This window comes from Echinicola sediminis (genome assembly GCF_054777495.1).
This window is the reverse complement of record NZ_BAAHAP010000016.1, coordinates 1-24,220: the sequence shown is the minus strand read 5'-3', so window position 1 is coordinate 24,220 and position 24,220 is coordinate 1. Positions and strand designations below refer to the sequence as shown.

Genomic DNA, 24,220 nt, shown 5'->3' with positions numbered 1-24,220 from the left:
GGACAAGTTGTGAGAGATAGTTTGCTAATTTAGAAGAGCTACTGGTGTCTTTGCAGATATACATAAAAAACAACGACTTGTAAAAAAACTCCAGGTCTATTTTAACCCAAAATTGAGCTTAAATAGACCTGGAAACTTTTAGGCTGATTAAAAACCAGCTTGGCCTTTACATTAATACCAACCTGATGATTTCCTCAAAGTAAACTGCCTTTGCCTCTTCAGTAAGCTGCCAATAATAAGAAACGCCTCCCTCGTCAGCACCAAAACCGAAGTAGGTTCTAGGTCCGGCAGGGGAATCACCTGCTCCGGAATAAAACTCGGTTCCGGCATCGAAGCGTACAAATAACATCGCTCCGCCTGCTGAGTTGCCGCCATCACCTGCTGCGCTCTGTGCCAAGACTTTACCATTGGTAGCAGTATTGATATACAGTAGGTTCACTGGGGTATTTAGCCATGGAAGTAAATTATCCTCCCCGATGGACACCTCTTCAAAAGCAGCATCTCCCTTATCCTGAATTTCAGCACGAACTACTTCTCCTCCTGCTGGATTATGGGCTGCAGGATTTCCATTATTATCAAACCAGTTCAAACGATTATTCCTGGCTGCCCATTGGGTGTTGAGTATAAGGGGAGTAGTTAGTGCATTCCAGGCTGTTTTATCATTGCCGTCAAAATCCGAAGAGCTACCGCTACGTCCTATAATAATCAAATCCGCCGCATTAAGCATATCAATATCTCCTTGAGGCGCGCTGCTCAGCGAAGAGTTATAATACTTGGTAACATTAAAACCCTTTTCTTGTAACCAGCCGATCTGCTCATCGTCATTGGAATCATCCGTAATCACCACAATTGAATAAAGCGAGGTATCCACGGGCACTTCAACCGTCACCTCTTGGCTGGTTTCCACGACTGTTCCGTCTTCACTGGTAGCCGTCAAAACTACTGTATAAGTTCCCGCAGCTAAATAGGTATGACTTGGATCTTCTTCCGTCGAGGTGCCGCCATCACCAAAATTCCAGGAGTAACTAAGCACATTTTCAGATGCATTGGTAAAGCTTACGGTCAAGCCTTCATCGTCAAAAGTATAAGCTGCCATCGGAGGGCCTACCACGGTCAGTTCTTGGCTGGTTTCTACGGCCGTTCCACCTTGGGCCGTGCTGGTCAATGTTACGGTGTATGTTCCCGGTGCCTCATAAGTATGGCTTGGATTCTCTTCTGTAGAGGTATTCCCATCACCAAAATCCCAGGAATAAGCAACAGCATTTTCAGATGCATTGGTGAAGTTTACCGCCAGGTACTCTTTTTCAAAGGTATAAGCTGCTTTTAGGTTTTCTATAATGGTAATATCTTCGTCAGCTTCTACTATCCTCCCATTTGCTCCCGTAGCGGTCAATACTACCGTATAAGTTCCCGCTGACTCATAAGTATGGCTCGGACTCTCTTCAGTGGAGGTATTGCCATCCCCAAAATTCCAGGAATAAGAAGTGACATTTTCGGAAGAATTGGTAAAGGAGGCATTCAACTCATTCGTCACCGTTGTAAACCCAGCAGTAGGTTCCACCGGCTCCATGCCTTCCTCTTTACAAGAAGTGAAACACATTGCCGATAAAGCAATGAGCATTAAGAACATTAAATTTCCATAAATCTTTTTCATAATTGATTATTTTCGGGTTTGAATTGAGCTTTAAATTCAAAAAACGCCCATGCATGCCGATTATACTCTGCAAGCATGGGGATGTCTATTTTTTAAAACCTTTCTTAATAAACTGCAGGCTTTATTTTCCAAGACTGAATGTCAAACCAAATTATGGTAAAAATCAGGTAAAACCGTTATGCACTGTTATGGAGCTGGGCGGCAAATCCTTTTGGTTCTATATTGATTACTAGGGGCAGACAAATTTAAGGCTTTGGGTGGGACTAAGAGTATGGAGGATCAAAGGGGCCTAAATCGATGGCTATCGGTAGGAATGAACTTTCATAATTCGCTGAAAAGGCGGCTCACTTCGACGAGCTCTGTGACCGAACGCTATCTTGGATTAGAGAGAGGGGAATTAGACACTTCCGGCCCTGGGTTCGCTCCCATGGTTATTAATGTTTTGCCCTTACCTTTAGATTCACCTTCTAAGATAAAAGCGGCAGGAATAAACAGAAAAAAAGATTATTGCTTGTTAAGTAAGCATCTATTGAACTAAAATTAAATACGATTATCCGGAATTACACCAGTAAATTTATTTCTCACAGATTCCACAGAATTCCACGGAATTATAAAAACCTTTTCTGTGGGTTTCTGTGCATTCTCCGCCAAGGCGGACAAGTTGTGAGAGATGGTTTGCTAACTTAGAGCTACTGGTGTCTTTGCGGATATACATAAAATTAAAAATGAGGAATGTTAACTATCTCAAGATGCTGAACTGGCCGCCCCATTTTTACAACTCTCATTGCTAAAATCACGCATTAAACGCCCTTAAAGACCATTTTGATCAAAAATGATAGATTTATGAACGATTTGGATAGGCCGAAAAAGTGGATTTTGGCCACATTTACTTAAAGTTTAGAACTTCTAAGCTTAGGGTTAATAACATCGGTAATGTCCCCATGGTCGCATCAAGCGAAAGGCCCAGGATAAATTCATGCATTGTGCTCATTCAAAGAATTTATCCTTGGTCTAACAGTCATGGGGACTTTATTTTTTATTCCTGACGGTCCAAAACCATCGATCTGATCTTTTGAAGTCTCCTAAGCAGAAAAAAGCAAGAGATTTTCTCAAAAGGGACGAAAGAGAAGAGATGCAGCCAAGAGTAAAGAATAAAAAGCAAAGATTTGCACTACTTCCCTTTGCCTGACTTTTATCCGAAGGAATCGTCTAAGGATAATAAATATTTTGAATAGCACTAAGGGTCTTAAGGCATTATCAGTTAGAGTCCTCCAATTTCAGCTAGTTTTCCCTTCGAAATCGAGGCTGCTGCATTCCGCCTTAGCTCCATTCGCAGTGACGATGTATAAATCGAACCAAGTTTAATCAGTGCGAATTCGTGGACTCCTCCTTTATATTTCGCCTACCATCATAAATGTAAACAATCATCTATGTCGACCATGACATTACAGCATTGATTTATAATTGGGATTAACTACTTTACCGACTGAGATGTATTCATGCCTTTTGCAAAAGACTATTTGATGCGAAAGGCTTGGTCAATCAAACCCGAAAGACACATGAAAAATTACTTTATTCTATTTCTGTTAGTGCTCATCAGTTCCAGACCAGTTTTTGCCCAAAAGGACACTTTTCCGGATGGAAGCCCTGTTCCCGAATGGTTCCGGGAAATAGTGCCAACCGATATCCATCAACTGGGCAAACATTATCGGATCACGGATTTTGGCGTGGTGCAGGACAGCACCTTACTACAGACCGATAAGATTCAAGGCCTGATTGACCAGGCCCATAAAGAAGGCGGCGGGGTCATCATCATCCCCGAAGGAACATTCCTGAGCGGTTCCCTGTTTTTCAAACCCGGCACCCACCTCCATCTAGAAGAAGGTGCCGTGCTCAAAGGCAGCGATGACATCAGCCATTTCAAATTGCTCGATACCCGAATAGAAGGGCAAAACCGGAAGTATTTCGCTGCTTTGGTCAATGCAGACGGCCTGGATGGCTTTACCATTTCCGGCAAAGGCACCCTCAATGGGAACGGGCTACGTTTCTGGCGGTCATTTTGGTTGCGAAGGAAATGGAACCCTGAATGCACCAACTTGGACGAAATGCGTCCCCGACTACTGTTTGTTTCCAACAGCAAAAACATCCAGGTATCGGGCATCCGCCTGATCAATTCGCCCTTTTGGACCTCCCACTACTACAAATGTGAAAATGTAAAAATCCATGACCTGTACATCTTTGCCCCCCACCAGCCTGCCCATGAAAAGGCTCCCAGTTCGGATGCCATCGATCTGGATGTCTGCAAAAATGTCCTGGTCAAAAACTGTTACATGTCCGTCAATGACGATGCCATCGCATTGAAGGGCGGGAAAGGCCCTAATGCAGATAAGGACGAAAACAATGGCGGCAACTATAATATCATTATCGAGGATTGTGAGTTTGGCTATTGCCACAGTGCCCTGACCTGTGGCAGCGAGTCCATCCATAACCGAAATATCATCCTTCGCAGAACAAAAGTGTCCCATGCCACCCGCCTGTTATGGCTAAAAATGCGTCCCGACACCCCACAGCATTACGAACATATCCTCGTGGAAGACATTATCGGAAACGCCAAAAACATGCTTTATATCAAACCCTGGACGCAGTTTTTTGACCTAAAAGGAGAAAAAGGCATGAAGCATTCCGCCGCAAACAATATCACTTTCCGCAATATTGATCTTGAATGTGAGCTGATTTTCAATACCACTGCCTCTGACCAGTATCAGGTATCCCACTTGACCCTGAAAAACATGAAGCTTTCTACTGCCAAAGAACAGGACATCCATTTGGACTATATCGACCGTCTACAATTAAATAACATTACCGTAAATGGCAAAAAGCTTGCTGATAATGTACCTAAGTAAGACAATGTCAGCTTCAGGGTTAACTAGACAGGAAACGTCACTGCGAGACCTAACATTTGAGGAAATACACAAATCTAGATGACAGTATTTTAAAAGGCGGTTAAATGCATTAGCAGCCAGTAATGTGACTAATGAGAACTATTTTCCGTCCCGGTGGACCGCAATGCCGTTAATTTAGCCACAGATGGATACAGATAAACACAGATCAGTTAGCATATTTGCTATTGCCGCCTTCAATATCTGTGTTCATCTTAATTTATCTGTGGTTACTATTTACTTAGCTTAATAGCATTGCGGTGGACCGGGACCGATGGCCGTTTAATTGCGGGTTTCAAAATCTGTCATCGGTAACCCGACGAAGGAGGGGGAAGCAGTCTCATCTACCGAAGATGAGATTGCTTCATACTTGGGCATTTCGACAGGCTCAATGTCCAATTATTCGCTATGACGGTAGAGACCTTATTTCAGTCTTTTTTAATCGAATTCAGATTAATAGGGCTTTTATAAGCTGGCCAATAAAACATAGGTGATTAACACCTGTGTATATAGCAAATAACCTCACTGAGCCTGAGGCTCAGTTCTATACCCAATAACCTAAACAACTATGTACAAGCATTCTTCCATTTCTTTAAAACCCCAGCTTTTGCTGGCTTTGCTGTTCCTATTTTTCTCCGCGAAAAATCTATGGGCACAGCATGAGTCCAGTCCCCAAAAACAGTTAAAAGTGACCCAGGAGCACCAAGGCCCAGTAGTGGGACCAGCCCACCCGGATGTGCAGGCCAGCCGTAACCGCTCGGGTTTTGAAACGGGTCAAGTGGTAAAACTCGACGGGACCTACCATATGTTTGTCAATGAGATGTTTGAACGTCCCCATCGGGACATGTGCATTGCCTATTGGACCAGTGAGGATGCCGTCAACTGGAAGAGACGGGGCACCATCAAGGAAAGTATTCCCGGAAGATCCCCTTCCAACCCCCTTTCCGAAGTATGGGTGACGGGCGTGGAATTCAACGAGGAAGAAAATGCCTGGAACATCTTTTATGTAGCCTATAGAGGAGGGGATGAAGAAAAGGGGGAACTGGCCGGTTATGATTATTCCGGCAAAATCTGGCGCGCAAAATCTGTCATCCCTGGCAAAGAAGGCATTGCTGGCCCCTATGCGGACATGGGCATCATCATGCAGCCTGATGAAAATTCCCAGGCATGGGAAGGAGAACAGGCAGTCGCCACCTTTAACCCTTATAAAGCCGGGAATACCTGGTATGCCTTTTATGACGGCCACCAGCATACTCCAAGAGGCCCCTGGCCTACCGGGCTGGCCTTTGCCCCCAAGCTGAGCGGGCCCTGGACCAGAATGCCCGAGGGTTTCAATCCTGTTCCGATTGTGGATGAATTTATGGAAAACCCACAGGTGACCGAACTGAAAGAAGGAGGCTACCTGAGCATTTTTGACTCTATGGGCAACCAGGAAGTTGCCTTTAGCTTGTCTGATGACGGTATCCAGTGGAGCAGGGAAAGCCGTTTAAAAGTACAAACGGGGAACAATATCTGGGCCGAGCCTGGGGATCATGCCATGCGGACACCCCTGTGTGCGATAGAGGAAGAAGACGGCAGCTTTACCGTGATCTATACCGCCATGACCACAGTGGAAGGAGAGCGGTTTTATGCCTTAGGGAAATGCACACTGAGCTGGGAGTGACTTTGGCCGAAGGCGAAAAGGCTAATGTTAAAAGACTAAGGCCGAATGCCACCGTGAATAAGATAGCCGAGTTTTAACCTTTCGGGGCCATTCTTGTTGAATTTCAAAAACATCATTCCGAGGCTTGGTGGGGGATTGCGGGAAGGAAGCCGCGGGAATCTCACAATAAGAAGATTGCCTCACCCTTTCCTCCACACTTGCCCAAACGCAAAAGGGTTACCATTAACAGGAAAAGTCACTGCGAGCCTGTCTGGTCGACTAGGCAGGGAGGTAAGACGTAGCAGTCTCGATTTCATGAAAGGAGATTGCTTCTCCGCCGCACCTGTCTGCCCAGGCAGGGCTGATCGCAATGACGGTAGCGACCCTAATTCCCTACTTTTTAAATCGAACTCAGGTTTAATTAAGCCGGACTTTCGAAATTGGCACCTCTGACTCCAGGAAAGGCAGATAGAATTGGATAGTTTACGATCAACATTTAACATTTAACTTTCAATTTTCCGATCTTGAACATTCCCTCCTTTAACAAAACCAATCCAGCACATATCAGCACAACAAACTGTCTTCATTTTTTTATATTTGGTAGGTCTTGAAATATTTTGCCGGTCCCGTTTTTTTGCTGGTCCAGATTTGCAATCTGGACCAAATATTTAGGGGATTTGCAATCCCCAGCTGCGCACTTCAGTGTAGCACAGGTGAAGGGACAAGCCTATACATTTAAAAAAATGGACAAAAAACTGAAACCATAAGAGATACTATGCAACTGAAACGATTCACAGCCTTCTTGGCTGGCCTTATACTTTGGGCCAGCCTGGTCGAGGCCCAAGAACTCCCCTCCCAGACCGAAATTATGGACAAGATGGTGCTGACCAACAAGTACTTTATGAACAAATGGCCGGATCCGGGGGTAAACGTCATAACCAATAAAGAGCGTCCAAGCAACCTTTGGACCCGTGCGGTCTATTATGAAGGGCTGATGGCACTCTATCAGCTCAAAAAGGACCAGGCCTATTATGACTATGCCGTCCAATGGGGAGAAGCCCATAAATGGGGAATACGAAATGGTATCGAAAGCCGACATGCGGACAACCACTGTGCCGGACAGACCTACATCATGCTCTATGAAATGGATCCCCAGCCGGAAAGGATCCAGGTGATCCAAGCTTCCGTTGACGGGATGCTGGACACCTATAAAATCGACGACTGGGACTGGATCGATGCGCTGCAGATGGCCATGCCCGTTTTTGCCCAGCTGACCAGCCTTACCGGGGACAAAAAATATTCCGAGCGTATGTATGAAATGTATATGGACACTAAGGTTACCCAAGGGCTCTTCAATGAAGTGGATAACCTGTGGTGGAGGGACAAAGACTTTTTGCCGCCTTACAAAGAACCCAACGGCAATGATTGCTATTGGTCTAGGGGCAATGGATGGGTGGTGGCCGCTATGGTGCGCACCTTGGAATTCTTGCCCAAAGATGATCCACACCGCTTCGAGTACGTGCAAATGCTGCAGCGAATGCTAACATCCGTTTTGACCGTACAAAGAACGGACGGTTTCTGGAATGTCAGCCTGCATGACCCTACCCACTTTGAAGGCAAGGAAACCTCCGGGACTGCCTTATTCCTTTACGGCATGGCCTGGGGCGTGAACAACGGCTTATTGGAAAAGGAAGTCTATATGCCTGCCATTTCCAAGGCCTGGAAGGCGATCTCCTCTGAGTCCATCCATGACAGTGGTTTCCTGGGCTTTCTTCAAGGAACTGGAAAAGAACCCAAGGACGGGCAACCCGTAACCCACACCAGCAAGCCTGATTTTGAAGACTATGGTCTGGGCTGTTTTCTACTGGCCGCTACAGAGATGTACAAGTTGGTAGGAATGGAAAAGCAAGTAGATTAGATTCTCAATAAATTTAGCCATTAAAAAGTGAAGGGAATCAAGAGTATACAAGTACCCCTTCATGGCCTTTCACTTCTTAATGGCTTACCCCCGATTTCGGCTATTAAAACCTGACTATCAGAAACCTATAGAATTCCCCCCATCCACCGGAAGCACTGTTCCGGTCACATAAGCAGCTGCCTCCGATGAGAGGTAATATACCGCATCGGCAATATGCTGCGGCTTTCCCAAATACCCAATGGGGGTACGGGAAAGCACTTTTTGCTTTCTTTCCAGATCATTATTGAGGGCCTTCGCGGACATATCCGTTTCTATAAAGCCCGGCGCGATGCAGTTCACCCGTATTCCCAAAGGCGAAAGCTCCACGGCCATCGCTTTGGTCATTCCCTCGATAGCTGATTTTGATGCCGTATAAGCGATCACTTTAGGAATACCGTATTGGGAGGCCATGGAGCTGATATTGATGATGCTGCCGCTTTTTTGACGGGCCATTATCTTGGCCACTTCCCTGCTGATGGCAAAGACGGAAAGCAGGTTGGTCTGGATTATCCCGAAAAACTCTTCATCGGTCACTTCCAGAAATTCTTTTTTCATATTGATCCCGGCATTGTTTACCAAAATGTCAATTGATCCATGCTCCTTCTGGATTTTCTGCACCAAGGCGGGGATATTCTCCAAACGGCTCAGATCCTCCACATAGTAGTGGCAGCGCTCCCCAAGTGATTTTTGGGCCTCCATTAGCTTCTCCTCATTTCTCCCGATGATGATGGTATTGATATTTTGTTGGATAAGTTTCTTTGCAGTGGCCAGCCCCAGCCCGGAACCTCCCCCTGTTACGATGGCATTTTTTAAATGATGCTGTTGGTCCATTGTTTATGCTTTGGTTTTTGTTTTAGCTAACCAATAAAAATCTTGGAGAGCTTGGTATATACTTCTTTGTGACATAGGTTAGGCGGGGTTAATTGTTTAAACAGCTGCCCCGCTTCGCGGGACAAGGCTGTTTGCTTAACTGCTTAACAAAGCACTAGTAAATTCAGAACATTGAGCTGATATTACCTTTGCTTGGCGTTGACCCGCACAGAGGATTCACGGACAATCAAACTGGACCGTAGCGTGATCCTGTTGGTACTGCTCAAATAGCTGCCGGACTTATCCTCCAGCCTGTTGATCAGGTTCTTCATGGCCACTTCCCCCATTTCAAATCCCGGATAATCCACCGTGGTCAATTGCGGCTCTATTAACCTGCCTGCAAGGTCATTGTTAAAACCCACCACAGCTATTTCCTTAGGAACCTTGACCCCATGCTTCTTCAGGGCCTTGATGCAACCTGCTGCGCAGGTATCGTTGGACACGAATACCCCATCCGGCCTGGGAGAAGCCTGAAGCAGGCTTTCGGCTATTCTCTCCCCATCCTCCTCGCTCAGCCCAGAGACCATCACATTACCCTTCTCAAAAGGGATTTCATGGTCCATCAAGGCATATTTGTATCCCTTTAAGCGGTCAGCATAGACATTGATATCCAGACTGCCCAGCACATGGACAATTCTCCTGCAACCTTGCGCAATAAGGTGTTCTGTGGCTTCATGCGCCGCTTGGACATTGTCTATGATCACTCCGGTATGATCAGGATCTGAGCTGACCCGGTCAAAAAACAGGACAGGAATCCCTTTCTCGGTAAACGGGCTGAAATGGTCCGTCTTTTGGGTACTCCCCGCCAAAGAGACCAGCAAACCGTCCACGCGGCTTTTGAACATGGTTTTCACATTGGCCTTTTCTTTCTCATAGGATTCCAGGGATTGGCTGATAATCAGGTTATAGCCACATTCATTGGCCACTTTTTCCATCCCCGCCAATACAGACGATTGAAAAGGGCTGTTCAGCCGGGGAACGATCACCCCGATATTATTGGTCTGTTTGCTCCTAAGGTTGGATGCAAAAACATTGGACTGATAGCCCAGCTTATCGGCCATCTCCATCACCTTGCGCTTGGTCTTTCCATTTACCGCTGGATGGTCGTTTAAGGCCCTGCTGACGGTAGTGGGGGACACCCCCGTCTCCGTTGCAATATCATAGATCGTTACTTCCTTGTTCATTTTTACTATAGCTTAGGGGTAATGACACCTGTTCCAGCCTTAAGGTCAAATAGGACCGGTGCTGTTTTTAAGGGTTAATGCTCGAAATATAGGAAGATCTAAAACAAAAATGAAACCGATTTCATAGTATTCACCATTTATACTCCTATTAATATTTGCGATATATGCTATTCGAAATCCATCAGCTAATTAAACATAAATCTAAAACTGTGTATCCTCAATATTGCATGTGTTGAAATTCAATACTGCCTTTCTTTTATTGCTCTTTCCTACTTTTTCCATTGATGAAAAAGTAGGCAAACCTCGCCTGCGGGAGGCAGGAAATCTAGGCCATGGAGCATTCTTCAAATTGAGCAAATTTTGTTTTCGACAGAAGTACTTTTGACTCAATTTGATTTTGTACCAGCTGCTGGAGGCTAAAAATGAGCGGATCTCGCTGTTCCACAACGCGAGCTAGCTCATTTTCTTAACGCCTCCATCAACTGTCCCAAAACCGAATGCTCCAAAGGCCAAAACGGGTTTCATTTTAACATTTCGTTTCTTTAATACTACGTCAAAATCAAGTATCCCCATTAATCTAAACAACTTAAAAGTGACTAATCCCTCTATATTTCTAAAAAATAAAACAATCATTTCATGAAATCGGTTGCAAAGAAAAGATATTTTTAAGAGCTTTATATCCAATACCATTACCACTACGCCCTTACATGGTTGAAAACATAAAACCAGAAAGAAATGATGGCCCGATTTGAACCGTGAACGGTTAGAAGGCAACTACTATTAAGAAAAAGCAACAATGAACCTGAACAAGCTTCCCAAAATCATCCTACTGATCTACCTCCTTGTGCCAAGTCTCCCCCCAGAAGCAATGGCCCAAAACGCTCCCAACAACGGAGAAATATCTTTCACTTTTGGCGGTCCCATGACGATCATCTATGACCCCAAGGGCAGCCAGTTGGATTCCATTTCCGCCTCCTTGCTCGCTGAGGACATTTTAAAAGTTACGGGGACCAAACCCTTGCTCAGCACCTCTGCCGAAGATCTGGGAAGCAACAACATTATAATCGGAAAAATCGGGTCCGACCTTATCGGAAAATTCATACCCAAAAAAACACCAAGCATCCAACAGCTATTGGGGAGCTGGGAACGCTATCTCCTTCATCCAACGAAAAACCAAGCCAAGCAAAACATCCTGGTGATCGCCGGTTCGGATGACCGGGGCACGGCCTTCGGGGTATTCGACATCTCCAAACGCCTGGGGGTTTCCCCATGGTACTGGTGGGCGGATGTCCCGGTAGAAAAAACAGGGGAAGTCACCCTTCTTGACCTGCATTATTTATCCCCCTCCCCTTCGGTCAAGTACCGGGGAATATTCATCAACGATGAAGACTGGGGTTTGCAACCCTGGGCCGCCAAAACCTTTGAACCGGAAACAGGGGACATCGGCCCTCAAACTTACGCCAAAATCTTTGAGCTCCTGCTCCGCCTAAAAGCCAACTTTATCTGGCCGGCCATGCACCCCAGCACCAAGGCCTTTTTCCATTACCCCGGCAATGTGGAAATGGCCAAAGCTTATGGCATCACCCTGGGAAGTAGCCATGCAGAACCCATGCTACGTAATAATGTGGACGAATGGGACCATGATAAATACGGCGACTTCAATTATGTCACCAATAAAGAACAGGTGTCTGCTTATTGGGATAGTCGGATCAAGGAAAGTAAAGGCGTAGAAGCTGTTTATACTATCGGCATGCGAGGGGTGCATGATAGCGGCATGAAGGGGGTAAAAAGCAAAGAGGAAGCCGTTGGGCTACTGGACGGGATCATCCAGGATCAAAGAAAGATGCTGGAAAAGGGGCTGGACAAAGACCGGAACGAGATCCCGCAAGCTTTTACCGCCTACAAAGAAGTATTGGACATCTACGATGCAGGGCTTGAGGTTCCTGAAGATGTGACCATCATTTGGCCGGATGATAACTATGGCTATATCCGGAGACTTAACGGTCCCAAGGAAAATGGAAGACCGGGGGGCTCCGGTGTGTATTACCATGAATCCTATTGGGGAAGGCCGCACGATTACCTTTGGCTGAGCACTACCCACCCCGCCCTGATCCGGGAAGAAATGATGAAGGCCTATGCCACTGGAAACGATAAGATTTGGGTTTTGAATGTGGGCGATATCAAACCCCACGAATACAATATCCAACTATTTTTGGACATGGCCTATCAGGCCGTGCCATTTAAAGTTCCTGGCCATGTGCGGGAACATCACCGCAGCTGGTACGCCGACATCTTTGGTACCCAAGCTTTGTCCATCAGCGAGGCCATGTGGACATACTATGGGTTAGCTTTTGAAAGACGCCCGGAATTTATGGCCTGGAGCCAGACAGAGCCTACCACGGAGATAAAAGACCCCGCCTACGATCCTTTTGTCCATGGAGACGAAATCCAACAGCGACTTGCTGCCTATCATTCCCTGGAAACCCAGCTTAACGCTGTAGGCCAAGGTCTGAAATCAGGCCTGTACCCGGCTTTTTACCAGCTTTCCTATTATCCCGTCAAGGGGGCTTCTTTGATAAACCAAAAGCATCTTTTCCGGAAAAAGGCCCTGGCCTATAATCAAGAAGGACGTGCTTCTGCCAGTTACTATAAAGAAAAAAGCCTAGCGGCCCACGAAGCCATTCAACAGGAGACGGAATACTATAACAAGCATTTGCTCCAGGGAAAATGGCAGCACATTATGGACATGGCCCCCAGGAGGCTCCCCGTCTTTCACCAGCCAGAAATTGCATTATCAACACCTCCTGACACCCATGAAAATGTGGGAATTTCCCTTGAAAGACAGTTTACCGAAGGCCCAGCCCAGGAATTGGCCTTCAACTCCTGGACGAAAAGCCCGCACTTCTTTGATATTTATTTAAAAAACCACTCGGAGATATCCTGGGAACTTAAACCTTCCCAAGACTGGATCAAGGTCAGCCAGCTACAGGGCAGCCTTTCTGCCGAAAACGAGGAATACGAAAGCAGGGTTTGGGTAGCTATTGACTGGGAAAAGCTTCCCACTAACGAAGAGCTACACAGTGGCAGCATTACCCTTCAAGCTGGTATACGGACCTTTGAAATAAGAATAATGGCAGACGTTAGGACAGAACTGGAAAACCAGGCCCACCATGTGGAAGGTAACGGACTGGTCATCGTCTATGCGGAAAATTATTCCCAAAAGATCAACCAAAAGGGTCAGAATTGGTCCTTGGTAGACCATCTGGGCCACTCCGGGGCTTCCCTGCAGGCCTTCCCGCTACAAAGTGCCAGCCAGACCGAAGACATCAGCAAAAACGCCCACATCCAATACGACTTTCACCTATCAAAAGATCTGGATGAAGCAGAGATCACCTTTTCTGCCCTTCCCACACACCCCGTAAGCAGTCAAAATAGGCTTAGGATCGGAGTAAGCATCAATGAAGGTCCAGTAGAAGTCCTTGATTTCAAAACCCAAGGGAGAAGCGAGGAATGGAAACTGAACGTGCTCAGCAATATGGCCCACAAAAAGCTGCAGGGGCAGTCCCTGCAAAAAGGTAAAAACACCATCAAAGTTTTCTGGATGGATCCCGGTGTCGTTTTGGACTACATCCTGATCAAACTGGATAAGGCCAATACCGGATATGGACTGATAAAAGAAACAATTTACCAACACAAGAGATAAAAACAAACCGATGAAACTGCTGCAAACATGGCGCTGGTACGGCCCCAATGATACCGTAAGCTTACAGGATATCCGGCAGGCGGGAGCCCAAGGTGTGGTCACTGCCCTGCATCAAATCCCCCATGGGGAAATTTGGCCGATAGAACTCATCCGGGAAAGAAAGGGACTGATCAACAGCTCCGGACTGGACTGGTCTGTGGTGGAAAGTGTGCCGGTCCATGAAGCCATAAAAACCAGGAATGCCCAATGCGAACATTACCTAGAAAACTATAAAAGGAGCCTTAAAAATCTTGCGGCATGTGGCATCAAGACGGTTTGCTATAACTTCATGCCGGTCCTGGACTGGACGAGAACAGAACTGGGCCTCACCTTGGATAATGGAGCCAAGGCCCTTTACCTGGACTGGGTGGATCTGGCAGTATTTGACCTGAAAATCCTTCAAAGGGAAGGTGCGGAAGCATTTTACCGACCGGAAGTCCTTGCCCAGGTAGAAGCAAGGCATGCACAGATGGATGCTAAAAGGAAACACTCTCTAAGTGAAATCATCCTGATGGGAGTTCCTACGGAAGGGGGCGTTACCATAGAAGCCCTAAAGGAAAGCATTGAAATCTACCGATCCATAGGCAAATCAGGCCTTAGGGAGAACCTGGCCCATTTCCTGAACAGCATCGCCCCGGTATGCGAGGAAGAGGGGATACAAATGACCATCCATCCCGATGACCCGCCTTTCCCTATCCTCGGCCTTCCCAGAATCGCCAGCAGCAAGAATGACCTGGAATTTATCCTCAAGGCGGTGGACAAACCCTTCAATGGTATCTGTTTCTGCACCGGATCATTGGGAGCCGGAGGACATAATGACCTGCCTGAAATACTGAAAGCAGTTGGAGATCGCGTGTACTTTGCCCATCTGAGAAATGTCAAAAAAGATTCTCTCGGCAATTTCCATGAATCCGACCACTTGAACGGTGACGTGGACATGTATGCGATCATGAAGCTTTTGGTTGATTACAACCAAACCAGGAGCAAGCCCATCCCCTTTCGTCCCGACCATGGACACCAAATGCTGGACGATCTTAAAAAGGAAACCAATCCCGGCTACTCGGCCATAGGAAGGCTTAAAGGCCTTGCGGAGCTGAGAGGGCTGGAAATGGGGATTTTGGGACCATATGGGTAACTGGGATCTAGCTAAAAGTCGAGAAATACGGATAGACAACTGACATTCAACCAAAAAAAGACCAGCATAATTAACCACAGAGGCCCCAAAGGTTTCACAAAGGCCTCTAGATTTTATTTCACAAACCGCCTTTATGGAGAGGTATTGTCCTTATCGATGTCCTTCTCCAAGTCACTAGCAAACATAATACCTTGTAATTCGGATAGTTAAATAATTTCTAATTACTCATCAAGAATATTAGAGCATAGGACAAGAATCGTATAACAGAACAAGCCAAATCACTGGATAACAATCTTTTAGATCAAAAAAAATATCATTTCATGGTGATCGGATTCCCCTGACCAGGGCATCCATCTCATCATGGGTTATTAATTTGGGGTTTATTAATTGATTAAGCCTCCTTTCTGGTGAAGGGAGGCTTTTTTTGATCAATGGCGGTCTTTTTTTAGCTGATTTTATTAGGTTTGCCTTTGCTCAAATTAGAATCTGATTAGAATCGGTATTTTTCAAAACTTTAAATTGGAATAATTTGTCTTAGTCTTACTAACTTCAACTTTGCAACAAATGCACCCAAGTAGATGTTGGGCCAGGAGTTCTAATGGCTAAGGGACTCAATGGTTCCAGCAGCAATAGCCTAAGGAAATTATCTGCCAGATAAAATTATTATTGAATAGTCTATGAACAAATTATCTCCTTACCAGCGATTATGGAGACTTTTGCAGAATTACCGCTTGGAAATCCGCCATATCTACGTGTATGCGGTTTTCGTCGGGCTGGTGAACCTGTCCCTTCCGCTGGGGATACAGGCCATTATCAACTTTCTCCAAATGGGGGAGATATCCACATCCTGGTTTATTCTGGTCACTATTGTTTTAGGAGGGATCACCATTGCCGGTGTTTTGCAGGTCATGCAACTCCGGATAGTAGAGAACATTCAGCAGGATATTTTTGGCAGAGCCGCCTTTGACTTTGCTTTTCGCTTTCCCAATATCTTCCAGGATGAGCTGGATGATATCCACGCACCTGAGTTGGCCAATAGGTTCTTTGATACCCTTACCTTGCAAAAGACCCTACCAAAAGTCCTGATCGACCTTTCATTAGCTACCTTCCAGATCTTCTTTGGCATGGTCCTTTTAGGCATATACAGTCTCTATTTCATTCTGATTGGGCTGGTACTGGTAGTGGCATTGTATGTTTTGGTAAGGATTACGGGAAAAATAGGCTTGGAGACCAGCCTCCAGGAAAGTAAATACAAATACAAACTGGCCCATTGGCTGGAGGAAATTGGAAGGGTAAGGAGAAGTTTCAGGCTCAGCCAGCCTTCCATCTTTCACCTCGATAAAAGTGACAATATCACCTACGATTATATCAAAGCCAGGGAATCCCACTTTCAGGTGCTCATCAAACAGTTTAAATCTTTCATAGGTTTTAAGGTATTTATGGCTGCAGGCATCCTGGTTCTCGGCAGCCTGCTGGTCTTTAACCAGCAGCTGAACATCGGGCAGTTTGTGGCGGCTGAAATCGTCATCATCCTTATCATCAATTCGGTAGAGAAACTTCTCCGGGTTTGGGACAATGTTTACGACACCCTAACCGCATTTGACAAAATAGGCTTTGTACTTGACCTGAAACTTGAAGAAGATCGCGGCCAAAAAGAAATGACTCCCCACACCACCAGCTCCCTGCACCTGGAAAAGGTGCATTTCAACCACAAAGGCAGGCCTACCCCTATTTTCAAGGATTTAAACCTATCCATACCTGCCGGCGAAAGGGTCATCATCACCGGGCAGACAGGATCGGGCAAATCCACCCTTTTGCAGCTGCTTGCAGGAATATACCACCCCACAGAAGGGAAGATTTACCTTAACGACCTTCCCTACGACCAATACAACAAACAAAGTCTTTATGGCAATTTGGGCATGGTCCTGTCCATCAACCAGATATTTGAAGGCACCTTAAGAGAAAACATCACCATGGGCCGTGAAATTTCCGATGAAGTACTTGCCGAGAGCATCAAAGCCCTGGGCTTGGAAGAATATGTCCAAAACCTTTCACATGGTTTGGATCATCTCCTGGATAGTGGCGGAAGAAGGACTCCTCGCTGCATCACCCAGAAGATCCATTTGGCACGCGCCATCTGTCACCGTCCTGGGCTGCTCCTGATGGAAGATCCCCTGGCCAATATCCCCCATGAGGAGCAAGAATCCATCATCAATTACCTGACCGATAAACAGCAGCCATGGACCCTAGTGGTCATTACTGATGGCGAATATTGGCTAAAAAACAGTTCTATGACCTTGACCCTGTGATGGCTTATGTTAAATATTTCTGAAAATTCCATTGCCAAACATATAGCGAAACACCGGTTCAAAACCCTTAATGAACTGGACAAGGCCAGCTATTTTAAGTTTTCTAGAAAAACGGCCATGATCCTTGCCGGGCTGCTTTTGCTCACCCTGTTCCTTCCGTGGACGCAGAACATCAGCACCAGTGGATATGTCACCACGCGTTCTCCGGAACAGCGCCCGCAGGCAATTCAATCCATCATTTCCGGAAGATTGGAAAACTGGTATGTACAAGAGGGCGATTTTGTGGAAAAAGGAGATACCATTGTGTTTATTTCTGATGCAAAAAGTGAATATTTTGACCCTGAACTGATCCAAAGAACGGAAGAACAGCTCCAGGCCAAGGAGCAAAGCACCGATTCCTACACGGCCAAAATAAAAGCCATCCAACAACAACACCAGGCCTTGCAGGAAGCTTTGAGGCTCAAGCAACAGCAGCTGAACAATAAAATCCTCCAGGCCAAAAACAAGGTAGAGATGGACAGCATGGATCTGGTGGCTTTCCAAACCAACCAGAACATCGCAGAAAACCAATACGCGAGGACCAAGGAGCTGTATGAGAAAGGGCTAAAGTCACTTACGGAGCTTCAGCAAAAAGAGCAAAAACTTCAGGAAACCCGTGCCAAGGTCAGCATCCAGCAAAATAAGCTGATCAACCAAAAAAATGAGCTGCTGAACCTGGACCTGGAAATCGCCAGCACGGAAAGAGACTATACCGACAAGATCGCCAAGGCACAATCCGATATACAATCCGCGCTTTCAGCCAAATTCGGCACACAGGCAGAAACCAGTAAACTGAGAAACCAAATCAGCAATTATAGCATAAGGAGGAACCTCTATTATATCACTGCTCCGCAGGCAGGATACATTACCAAGTCCATTAAAAAAGGCATAGGGGAGCTGATCAAAGAAGGTGCGGATATCGTAACCATCGTCCCTGAAAAATACAACCTGGCAGTGGAGATTTATGTAAAACCGCAAGACTTACCACTGATCAGACAGGGCAACAGGGTCCGGTTGCGCTTTGACGGGTGGCCTGCCATCGTCATCAGCGGATGGCCTGAAGCATCCACGGGAATTTTCACCGGACAAGTGGTGGCCATTGACCGGTTTATCAGTGATAACGGCTTCTATCGCCTATTGGTCACCCCAGATCCCAATGACCGAAACTGGCCCGAAAAACTAAGCATAGGAACAGGCTCACAAACTTTCCTGATGTTGAATACTGTTCCTCTATGGTACGAATTATGGAGACAGCTCAATGGATTCCCAGCAGATTACTATGCCACGGAAAAGGAAACCCCCAAACCATTGAAACTCAAAGCCCCGTTAAAATCCGTCAAATAATGAAGTGGAACTGGTTCAAAAAACAAAGTATGCTCCTGCTTTTGGGAGCTTTTATTTGTGGAGGAACACTTCCTGCCAAAGCTCAGGAGCAGCTTTCTTTTGAGCGATACATCAAGGAGGTCCTGGACTTTCATCCCCTTTCGATGAAGGCCCAGCTCAACCTGCAAAAATCCGTAGCCACCTTAAGGACAGCGCGAGGAAACTTTGACCCTGAGGTCGGCGCAGCAGGCAACCAAAAACTTTACGAGGATAAACTGTACTACCGTAAACTATCCTCCGAGCTGAGGGTCCCTACCCTAGTAGGACTGGATGTGGTGGCCGGCTATGAGAAAAACGTTGGACGCTACCTCAATCCTGAAAACCAGACCGCCGCCAATGGCCTGGTGAATGCAGGGATAGAACTCAATGTCCTGCAGGGACTGCTGATGGACGAGAGAAGAACGGCCCTCCGAAAAGCCAAAGCCTTTGCAAATATTGCTGAGCAACAGCAATTCTTGGAAAGCAATGAGCTCTATTTCAATGCCGCGGAAGCTTATCTCCATTGGGCCAACAGTCATCAGTCACTCCAAGTGGTGGAAGAAAGTGTAGTACTGGCAAAAACCTATTTTGACAATACCAAAGCTTCTTACGAAAACGGGGAAAAGACAGCCATGGACACCCTGGAAGCCTACACCATGTGGCAGGACCGGCTCAATCTCCTTCAGGCAGCCATGGCCAGCTTTACCGCCACCTCCAATTACCTCAACAACTACCTCAGTGCTGCTGACAGCACTGTACAGGCAGCCAACTTTTACCCCGACGAACTGGGACAGGTGATTGCTTCGCCTGTGACAACATCCATGACCATGGACTCCCTTTACCAGCTTCCAGAAATCCAGCAAACCCAATTTCAGATAAAGGCACTGGAAGCGGAAAGGAGAATGAAACAGGAAAAGCTGCTCCCCAAGCTGAAGCTCAAATACATGCCCCTGCTCACCCCTGATGGGGACGGGCTGCCAGGCTTCAACCAAAATGACTATAAATGGGGCTTTGATTTCAGTTTTCCTCTGCTGCTGAGAAAAGAACGAGGCGATGTGCAGTTGTCCAAAATCAAAGTGCTGGAAAAACAATACGAGCTGGAATACAAAAGCTTGGCGACCTTCAATAAGATTACCAACAGTCAAGCGCAGATTGACCTGATCACTTCACAGCTGACCAACCAATCCAACAACCTGGAAGGCTATGAAAGGCTTTTATGGGCGGAAAACGAGAAATTCAAACTAGGTGAGAGTTCGGTATTTTTGCTTAACAAAAGGCAGGAAAAACTCTTGGAAGCCCAGTTGAAATTCATTGACCTACAGACCAAGCAACAACTTTCCTATCTGAAGTACCAGTATTATACCAACCGCTTGCTTCCGGAAACCGCCCCATAAGCTTTAAAGAGAAAGTGCCTGCAGCTCATTCTCGTATTCTTGACTTTTATGTTTTTTACATGCCCTATTATTCTATTCCAAAACAAAACGACATACTATGATTAAAAAGGCTCTTTTACTTTTAACGCTCATTATTGGTCCAGCAATGACCTTCGCCAGTGAACTCTATGAGCCTATCATAAGCTTTCAGGCTGACCGATCCGCCCTGAACCGCAAATACGCCAACCACCACTCTGAAGAATATTATGAAAGGATGAAAGTCTTTTACGACAGTTGGCTGGAACAGCTCCACACCATCGATTACACTGAGCTGAGTGCTGACGATAAAATCGATTATATTGCTTTTCGCAATTATCTCGAAAAGCAACTTTACTTCCATCTCAACGAGTACAAGCAATTCCGGGAAGTAGCTGGAGTTCTTGATTTCGCGGAGGAATTGGAGGCTTTTTACCGGTTCAGAAGGACTGCCCACAGGCCGGATGCCATGGCCATTGCCAAAAGTTTCTCCTCTGCCAGCGAAACGTTAGATCAAAAGATCAAAGCCCTCCCAAAAGCCAAGCCATTCAACAGTTGGCAGAAAGCTGACAGGGCCGCCACCGTCATTCTGGAATTAAAAAAATCCTTGGCAGAAGCCTGCGCGTTCTATTTTGACTACGATCCTGATTTCACCTGGTGGACCAAAACACCTTGGGAAAAGCTTGAAAAATCCTTGGACAACTACGCAGAAACATTGAAAGGCCATTATGAAAATGCCATTGTGAAGGATGATGGCAGCGGGATAATCGGCAAACCTATCGGAGCCGAGGCTGTCCAAAAAGAACTGGAGTTTGAATTTATTCCCTACTCGGCTCAGGAACTGATTGAAGAAGCGGAAAAACAGTTTGCCTGGTGTGAGGTAGAGATGCTCAAAGCCTCACAGGAGCTCGGGTATGGCAAAGACTGGAAAGCCGCCTTAGAGCATGTAAAAAACACCTATGTACCCATTGGGGAATGGCCCGGTGAAGTCAGCGACATGGTATTGGAAGCCAGCGAATACGTAGAAAGCAAAGACCTGATCACCATTCCTGAAATGGCCAAGGAAACATGGCGGACCAAAATGTTGTCAGCAGAAGCCCAACGGGTAAGCCCTTTCTTTTTGGGAGGCGAGGCTATCCTGATATCCTACCCTACCTCTGGCATGAGCCACGATGAAAAACTCATGAGCATGAGAGGCAATAACCCTCACTTTTCGAGGGCCGTGGTACATCATGAGATCATTCCCGGCCACCATCTTCAGCGTTTTATGATGCAGAGGCACAAGGCCTATCGTAGCCTTTTCTATACTCCTTTTTGGATGGAAGGATGGGCGCTATATTGGGAAATGAACCTTTGGAACAAGGATTTCCCCAGAAATGCAGAGGATAAAGTAGGCATGTTGTTTTGGAGAATGCATCGCTGTGCCCGGATTATCTTTTCCCTCAATTACCATTTGGGCCAGATGAGTCCACAGGAATGCATTGACTTCTTGGTTGAGAAGGTAGGCCATGAATATGCCAATGCTGAAGCTGAGGTAAGAAGGTCTTTTGAAGGCAACTACGGCCCGCTATATCAAATTGCCTACATGGTGGGCGGCTTGCAGTTTTATGCACTCAAATCAGAAATGGTAGACCATGGCAAACTCAGTGAGAAAGCGTTCCATGACTTTGTGATGGCCAATAACACCCTTCCTGTGGAACTGCTAAGGGCCAGGATCAAAGATGAAACGCTTCCCAAAAACCATAAGGCCAGTTGGCACTTTTTGGAAAAATAGCCACACCTGTCCAGCAAAGGCCCCGAAAGACTTCAACGGACAGGGCCGAAAATGCAGTAGCTTATCTATTACAGACTAAAAACACCTTAAAATCAAGGGATTTGCTGCTATCCCATATGATAGGTGGTGCACCAATCATGATTTTCAAGCTGCCCGGGATTTGCAATCCCGACCACATCTATAAGGGATTTGTAATCCCTCTCTTAGTTTAAAGAAAACAAACCATGAAAAACAACCTAATTTCCTATTCCAAGCCCTATTTGACCATCCTGCTGCTCGTCTTTTTCGGCGGTTGCAGCCCCCTCACAAAACAGGCGGGCAATACTTTGTACCCCACAGAAAAGGTGGTCACCCCTTACCATAATGAATGGACGGTCAACCACTATCAAAGCCGCATCCACTCCTTCAAGGAAGCCCCCTTGGATTTTGGGGATATCGTCTTTATAGGCAACAGCATTACCGAGCAGGGGAGAAACTGGAGCGAAAAATTTGACATGCCCCATATCAAAAACAGGGGGATCGCCGGGGATGTTACTGATGGGGTTTTGGCCAGGCTAGACGAAATCATCCATTTTCAACCCAAGGCCGTATTCTTACTTATCGGCACCAATGACTTGTCCAACCTCCACCAGGACCAAGAAAGCAGGGCCAATATTATTTATCAACATAAAATCCCATCGGCAAAGTATGTAGGCAAAAACATCCTCAAAATTGCCAAGCGCCTGCATGAGGGATCGCCTGATACAAAAATCTACCTTCAAACCGTCCTCCCCACTTCCAATGAGGGCAAAAAGAAAAGTATCCTGACCGTCAATGGGATGATCCGGAAATTTCAGAAAAAGAAATATATTGAGGTCATTGACCTACACCAACGATTTGTGGATCAGGAAGGTCTAATGAACAGAAAATTCAGCCATGACGGCACCCACCTCAATGATGAGGGTTATCAGGTCTGGGTAGAAGCAGAAAAAGACATCCTAAAAGCCCTTAACTGATTGGTTTAGGTTACTAGGTTTATTAATTATTGGTGATTTAGTTGAGCAATCAAGACAGGGTAAGGAGAGCTCTACATCTGGCGATTTCTGCCTTTCGATGCTTCGACACTTTGACTGACTCAGTGAACACATGCTCAGTGACCTCAGGCTGAAGGGCCGAAGTTTAATAGAATGGAATAAAAGTTTCAAGTTCCGCACAAATACCTCTATTGTCCCGTCGGCTGCGACGCGGGACTAAGTAAGCCAGAGCTTTCAGCTCTAATGATAGAGACCAGAGCTTAAAGCCCTGCTTTAGCTGTGCCGTCCGCCGCGGAGGATTGGCACAACTGAATAAAAAATTAACCACAAATGGACACAGATAAACACAGATGGCGTGATTCTTTCAGCATACATCTGTGTTAATTCTTTTTATCTGTGGACAATATTTTGTCTCGAGCTGTTCGGGATTTGCAATCCCGAACCCATATATCTGGGATTTGTAATCCCATTTACAGATTTAAGTAAATAACTTGACCAGAAACAACCCGAAAACACCTATGAAAAAAGTACTCTACCTACTCCTTTTCTATCTTCCCCTGGCCTGCCAGTCCCAAGTCCTCAGAAAACCCATCCCTGACAAACTGCTGGTGCTGACCTTTGACGATGCCCCTGCCAGCCACTATTCGGTAGTGGCCCCTTTGCTCAAGCAGCATGGTTTCAATGCTACTTTTTATGTATGTGAATTTCCCCCCAATTATGCCGACAGCAGCAAATACATGAACTGGAGGCAGATACAGGCCTTGGACAGGATGGGCTTTGATGTGGCCAACCATACCCGCAATCATGCCCATGTGGACAGGCTCAGCCAAGCTGAAATTAATGAACAGTTGGCCTATATCGAAGACAAATGCGATTCATTGGGCATCCCTAAGCCTTCCAGCTTTGCCTATCCGGCCTATGATATCAGCGAGGCATGTTTTGAGGTATTGGAAGCCCGGGGCTATGATTTTGCCCGTGCCGGAGGCAAGAGGGCCTATGATCCGGAAAAAGACCACCCCTACCTGATTCCCAGCTGGGCCACCAAGGAAGATAATAAGGACGAAATCATGGCCGCCCTAAATGAGGCGAAGAATGGAAAGATCGTTGTCCTCACCCTGCACGGGGTTCCCGATATCGAGCACCCTTGGGTAAACACCCCTACTGCTTTATTTGAGGAATACCTGGATTACC

At 46.2% G+C, this 24,220-nt stretch carries 14 protein-coding genes; 11 read left to right on the top strand and 3 right to left on the bottom strand.

The annotated features are described in order from the left end of the window. Positions 1 to 166: 166 nt before the first annotated feature. On the bottom strand, positions 167 to 1,654 hold the full coding sequence (locus ACYVAA_RS06185; protein ID WP_460539575.1) for a PKD domain-containing protein: 1,488 nt from the start codon (positions 1,652 to 1,654) through the stop codon (positions 167 to 169). Between the two features lie 1,559 nt (positions 1,655 to 3,213). Between ACYVAA_RS06185 and ACYVAA_RS06180 the strand changes: the two genes are divergently transcribed. The 3 genes from ACYVAA_RS06180 (at position 3,214) to ACYVAA_RS06170 (ending at position 8,153) form a co-directional block, all read left to right on the top strand. Beyond that, positions 3,214 to 4,557 (top strand): rhamnogalacturonidase, encoded by a 1,344-nt coding sequence (locus ACYVAA_RS06180; protein WP_460539573.1) that lies wholly within the window; start codon positions 3,214 to 3,216, stop codon positions 4,555 to 4,557. Between the two features lie 604 nt (positions 4,558 to 5,161). After that, entirely contained in the window at positions 5,162 to 6,256 is a 1,095-nt protein-coding gene (locus ACYVAA_RS06175) for a glycoside hydrolase family protein (RefSeq protein WP_460539571.1), read from the top strand. Positions 6,257 to 7,010: 754 nt separating this feature from the next. After that, on the top strand, positions 7,011 to 8,153 hold the full coding sequence (locus ACYVAA_RS06170) for a glycoside hydrolase family 88/105 protein (protein ID WP_460539569.1): 1,143 nt from the start codon (positions 7,011 to 7,013) through the stop codon (positions 8,151 to 8,153). A gap of 117 nt (positions 8,154 to 8,270) precedes the next feature. Here ACYVAA_RS06170 and ACYVAA_RS06165 read toward each other — a convergent pair whose 3' ends face one another. Together ACYVAA_RS06165 and ACYVAA_RS06160 are read right to left on the bottom strand one after the other, a co-directional pair. Further along, the gene (locus ACYVAA_RS06165; protein WP_460539567.1) at positions 8,271 to 9,023 is read right to left on the bottom strand and encodes an SDR family NAD(P)-dependent oxidoreductase; all 753 of its coding nucleotides are present in this window, start codon (positions 9,021 to 9,023) and stop codon (positions 8,271 to 8,273) included. A gap of 182 nt (positions 9,024 to 9,205) precedes the next feature. Then, positions 9,206 to 10,246 carry a LacI family DNA-binding transcriptional regulator gene (locus tag ACYVAA_RS06160; protein ID WP_460539565.1) on the bottom strand — a complete coding sequence of 347 codons (1,041 nt, stop codon included), beginning with the start codon at positions 10,244 to 10,246 and terminating at the stop codon, positions 9,206 to 9,208. A gap of 796 nt (positions 10,247 to 11,042) precedes the next feature. On the opposite strand from ACYVAA_RS06160, the gene ACYVAA_RS06155 reads away from it, so the two are divergent. From ACYVAA_RS06155 to ACYVAA_RS06120, 8 genes are all read left to right on the top strand, one after another. After that, complete coding sequence (locus tag ACYVAA_RS06155) at positions 11,043 to 13,949, top strand: glycosyl hydrolase 115 family protein (protein ID WP_460539563.1); 2,907 nt, start codon at positions 11,043 to 11,045, stop codon at positions 13,947 to 13,949. Positions 13,950 to 13,959: 10 nt separating this feature from the next. Further along, positions 13,960 to 15,123, top strand: coding sequence for a mannonate dehydratase (gene uxuA / locus ACYVAA_RS06150; protein ID WP_460539561.1), 1,164 nt, complete (start codon positions 13,960 to 13,962; stop codon positions 15,121 to 15,123). A 677-nt stretch (positions 15,124 to 15,800) separates the two neighbouring features. Next, positions 15,801 to 17,432, top strand: coding sequence for a peptidase domain-containing ABC transporter (locus tag ACYVAA_RS06145; RefSeq protein WP_460539559.1), 1,632 nt, complete (start codon positions 15,801 to 15,803; stop codon positions 17,430 to 17,432). A 6-nt stretch (positions 17,433 to 17,438) separates the two neighbouring features. After that, positions 17,439 to 18,815, top strand: coding sequence for an HlyD family secretion protein (locus ACYVAA_RS06140; protein WP_460539557.1), 1,377 nt, complete (start codon positions 17,439 to 17,441; stop codon positions 18,813 to 18,815). Beyond that, positions 18,815 to 20,227 (top strand): TolC family protein, encoded by a 1,413-nt coding sequence (locus tag ACYVAA_RS06135; protein WP_460539555.1) that lies wholly within the window; start codon positions 18,815 to 18,817, stop codon positions 20,225 to 20,227. The genes ACYVAA_RS06140 and ACYVAA_RS06135 overlap by 1 nt, the downstream gene beginning before the upstream one ends. A gap of 97 nt (positions 20,228 to 20,324) precedes the next feature. Next, a complete protein-coding gene (locus ACYVAA_RS06130) occupies positions 20,325 to 22,016 on the top strand; it encodes a DUF885 family protein (RefSeq protein WP_460539553.1) in 1,692 nt (563 codons plus the stop codon). 224 nt (positions 22,017 to 22,240) lie between these two features. Continuing rightward, entirely contained in the window at positions 22,241 to 23,011 is a 771-nt protein-coding gene (locus ACYVAA_RS06125; RefSeq protein WP_460539551.1) for an SGNH/GDSL hydrolase family protein, read from the top strand. 536 nt (positions 23,012 to 23,547) lie between these two features. Then, positions 23,548 to 24,220 (top strand): polysaccharide deacetylase family protein (locus tag ACYVAA_RS06120; RefSeq protein WP_460539549.1); only part of this gene is annotated, 673 nt, incomplete at its 3' end.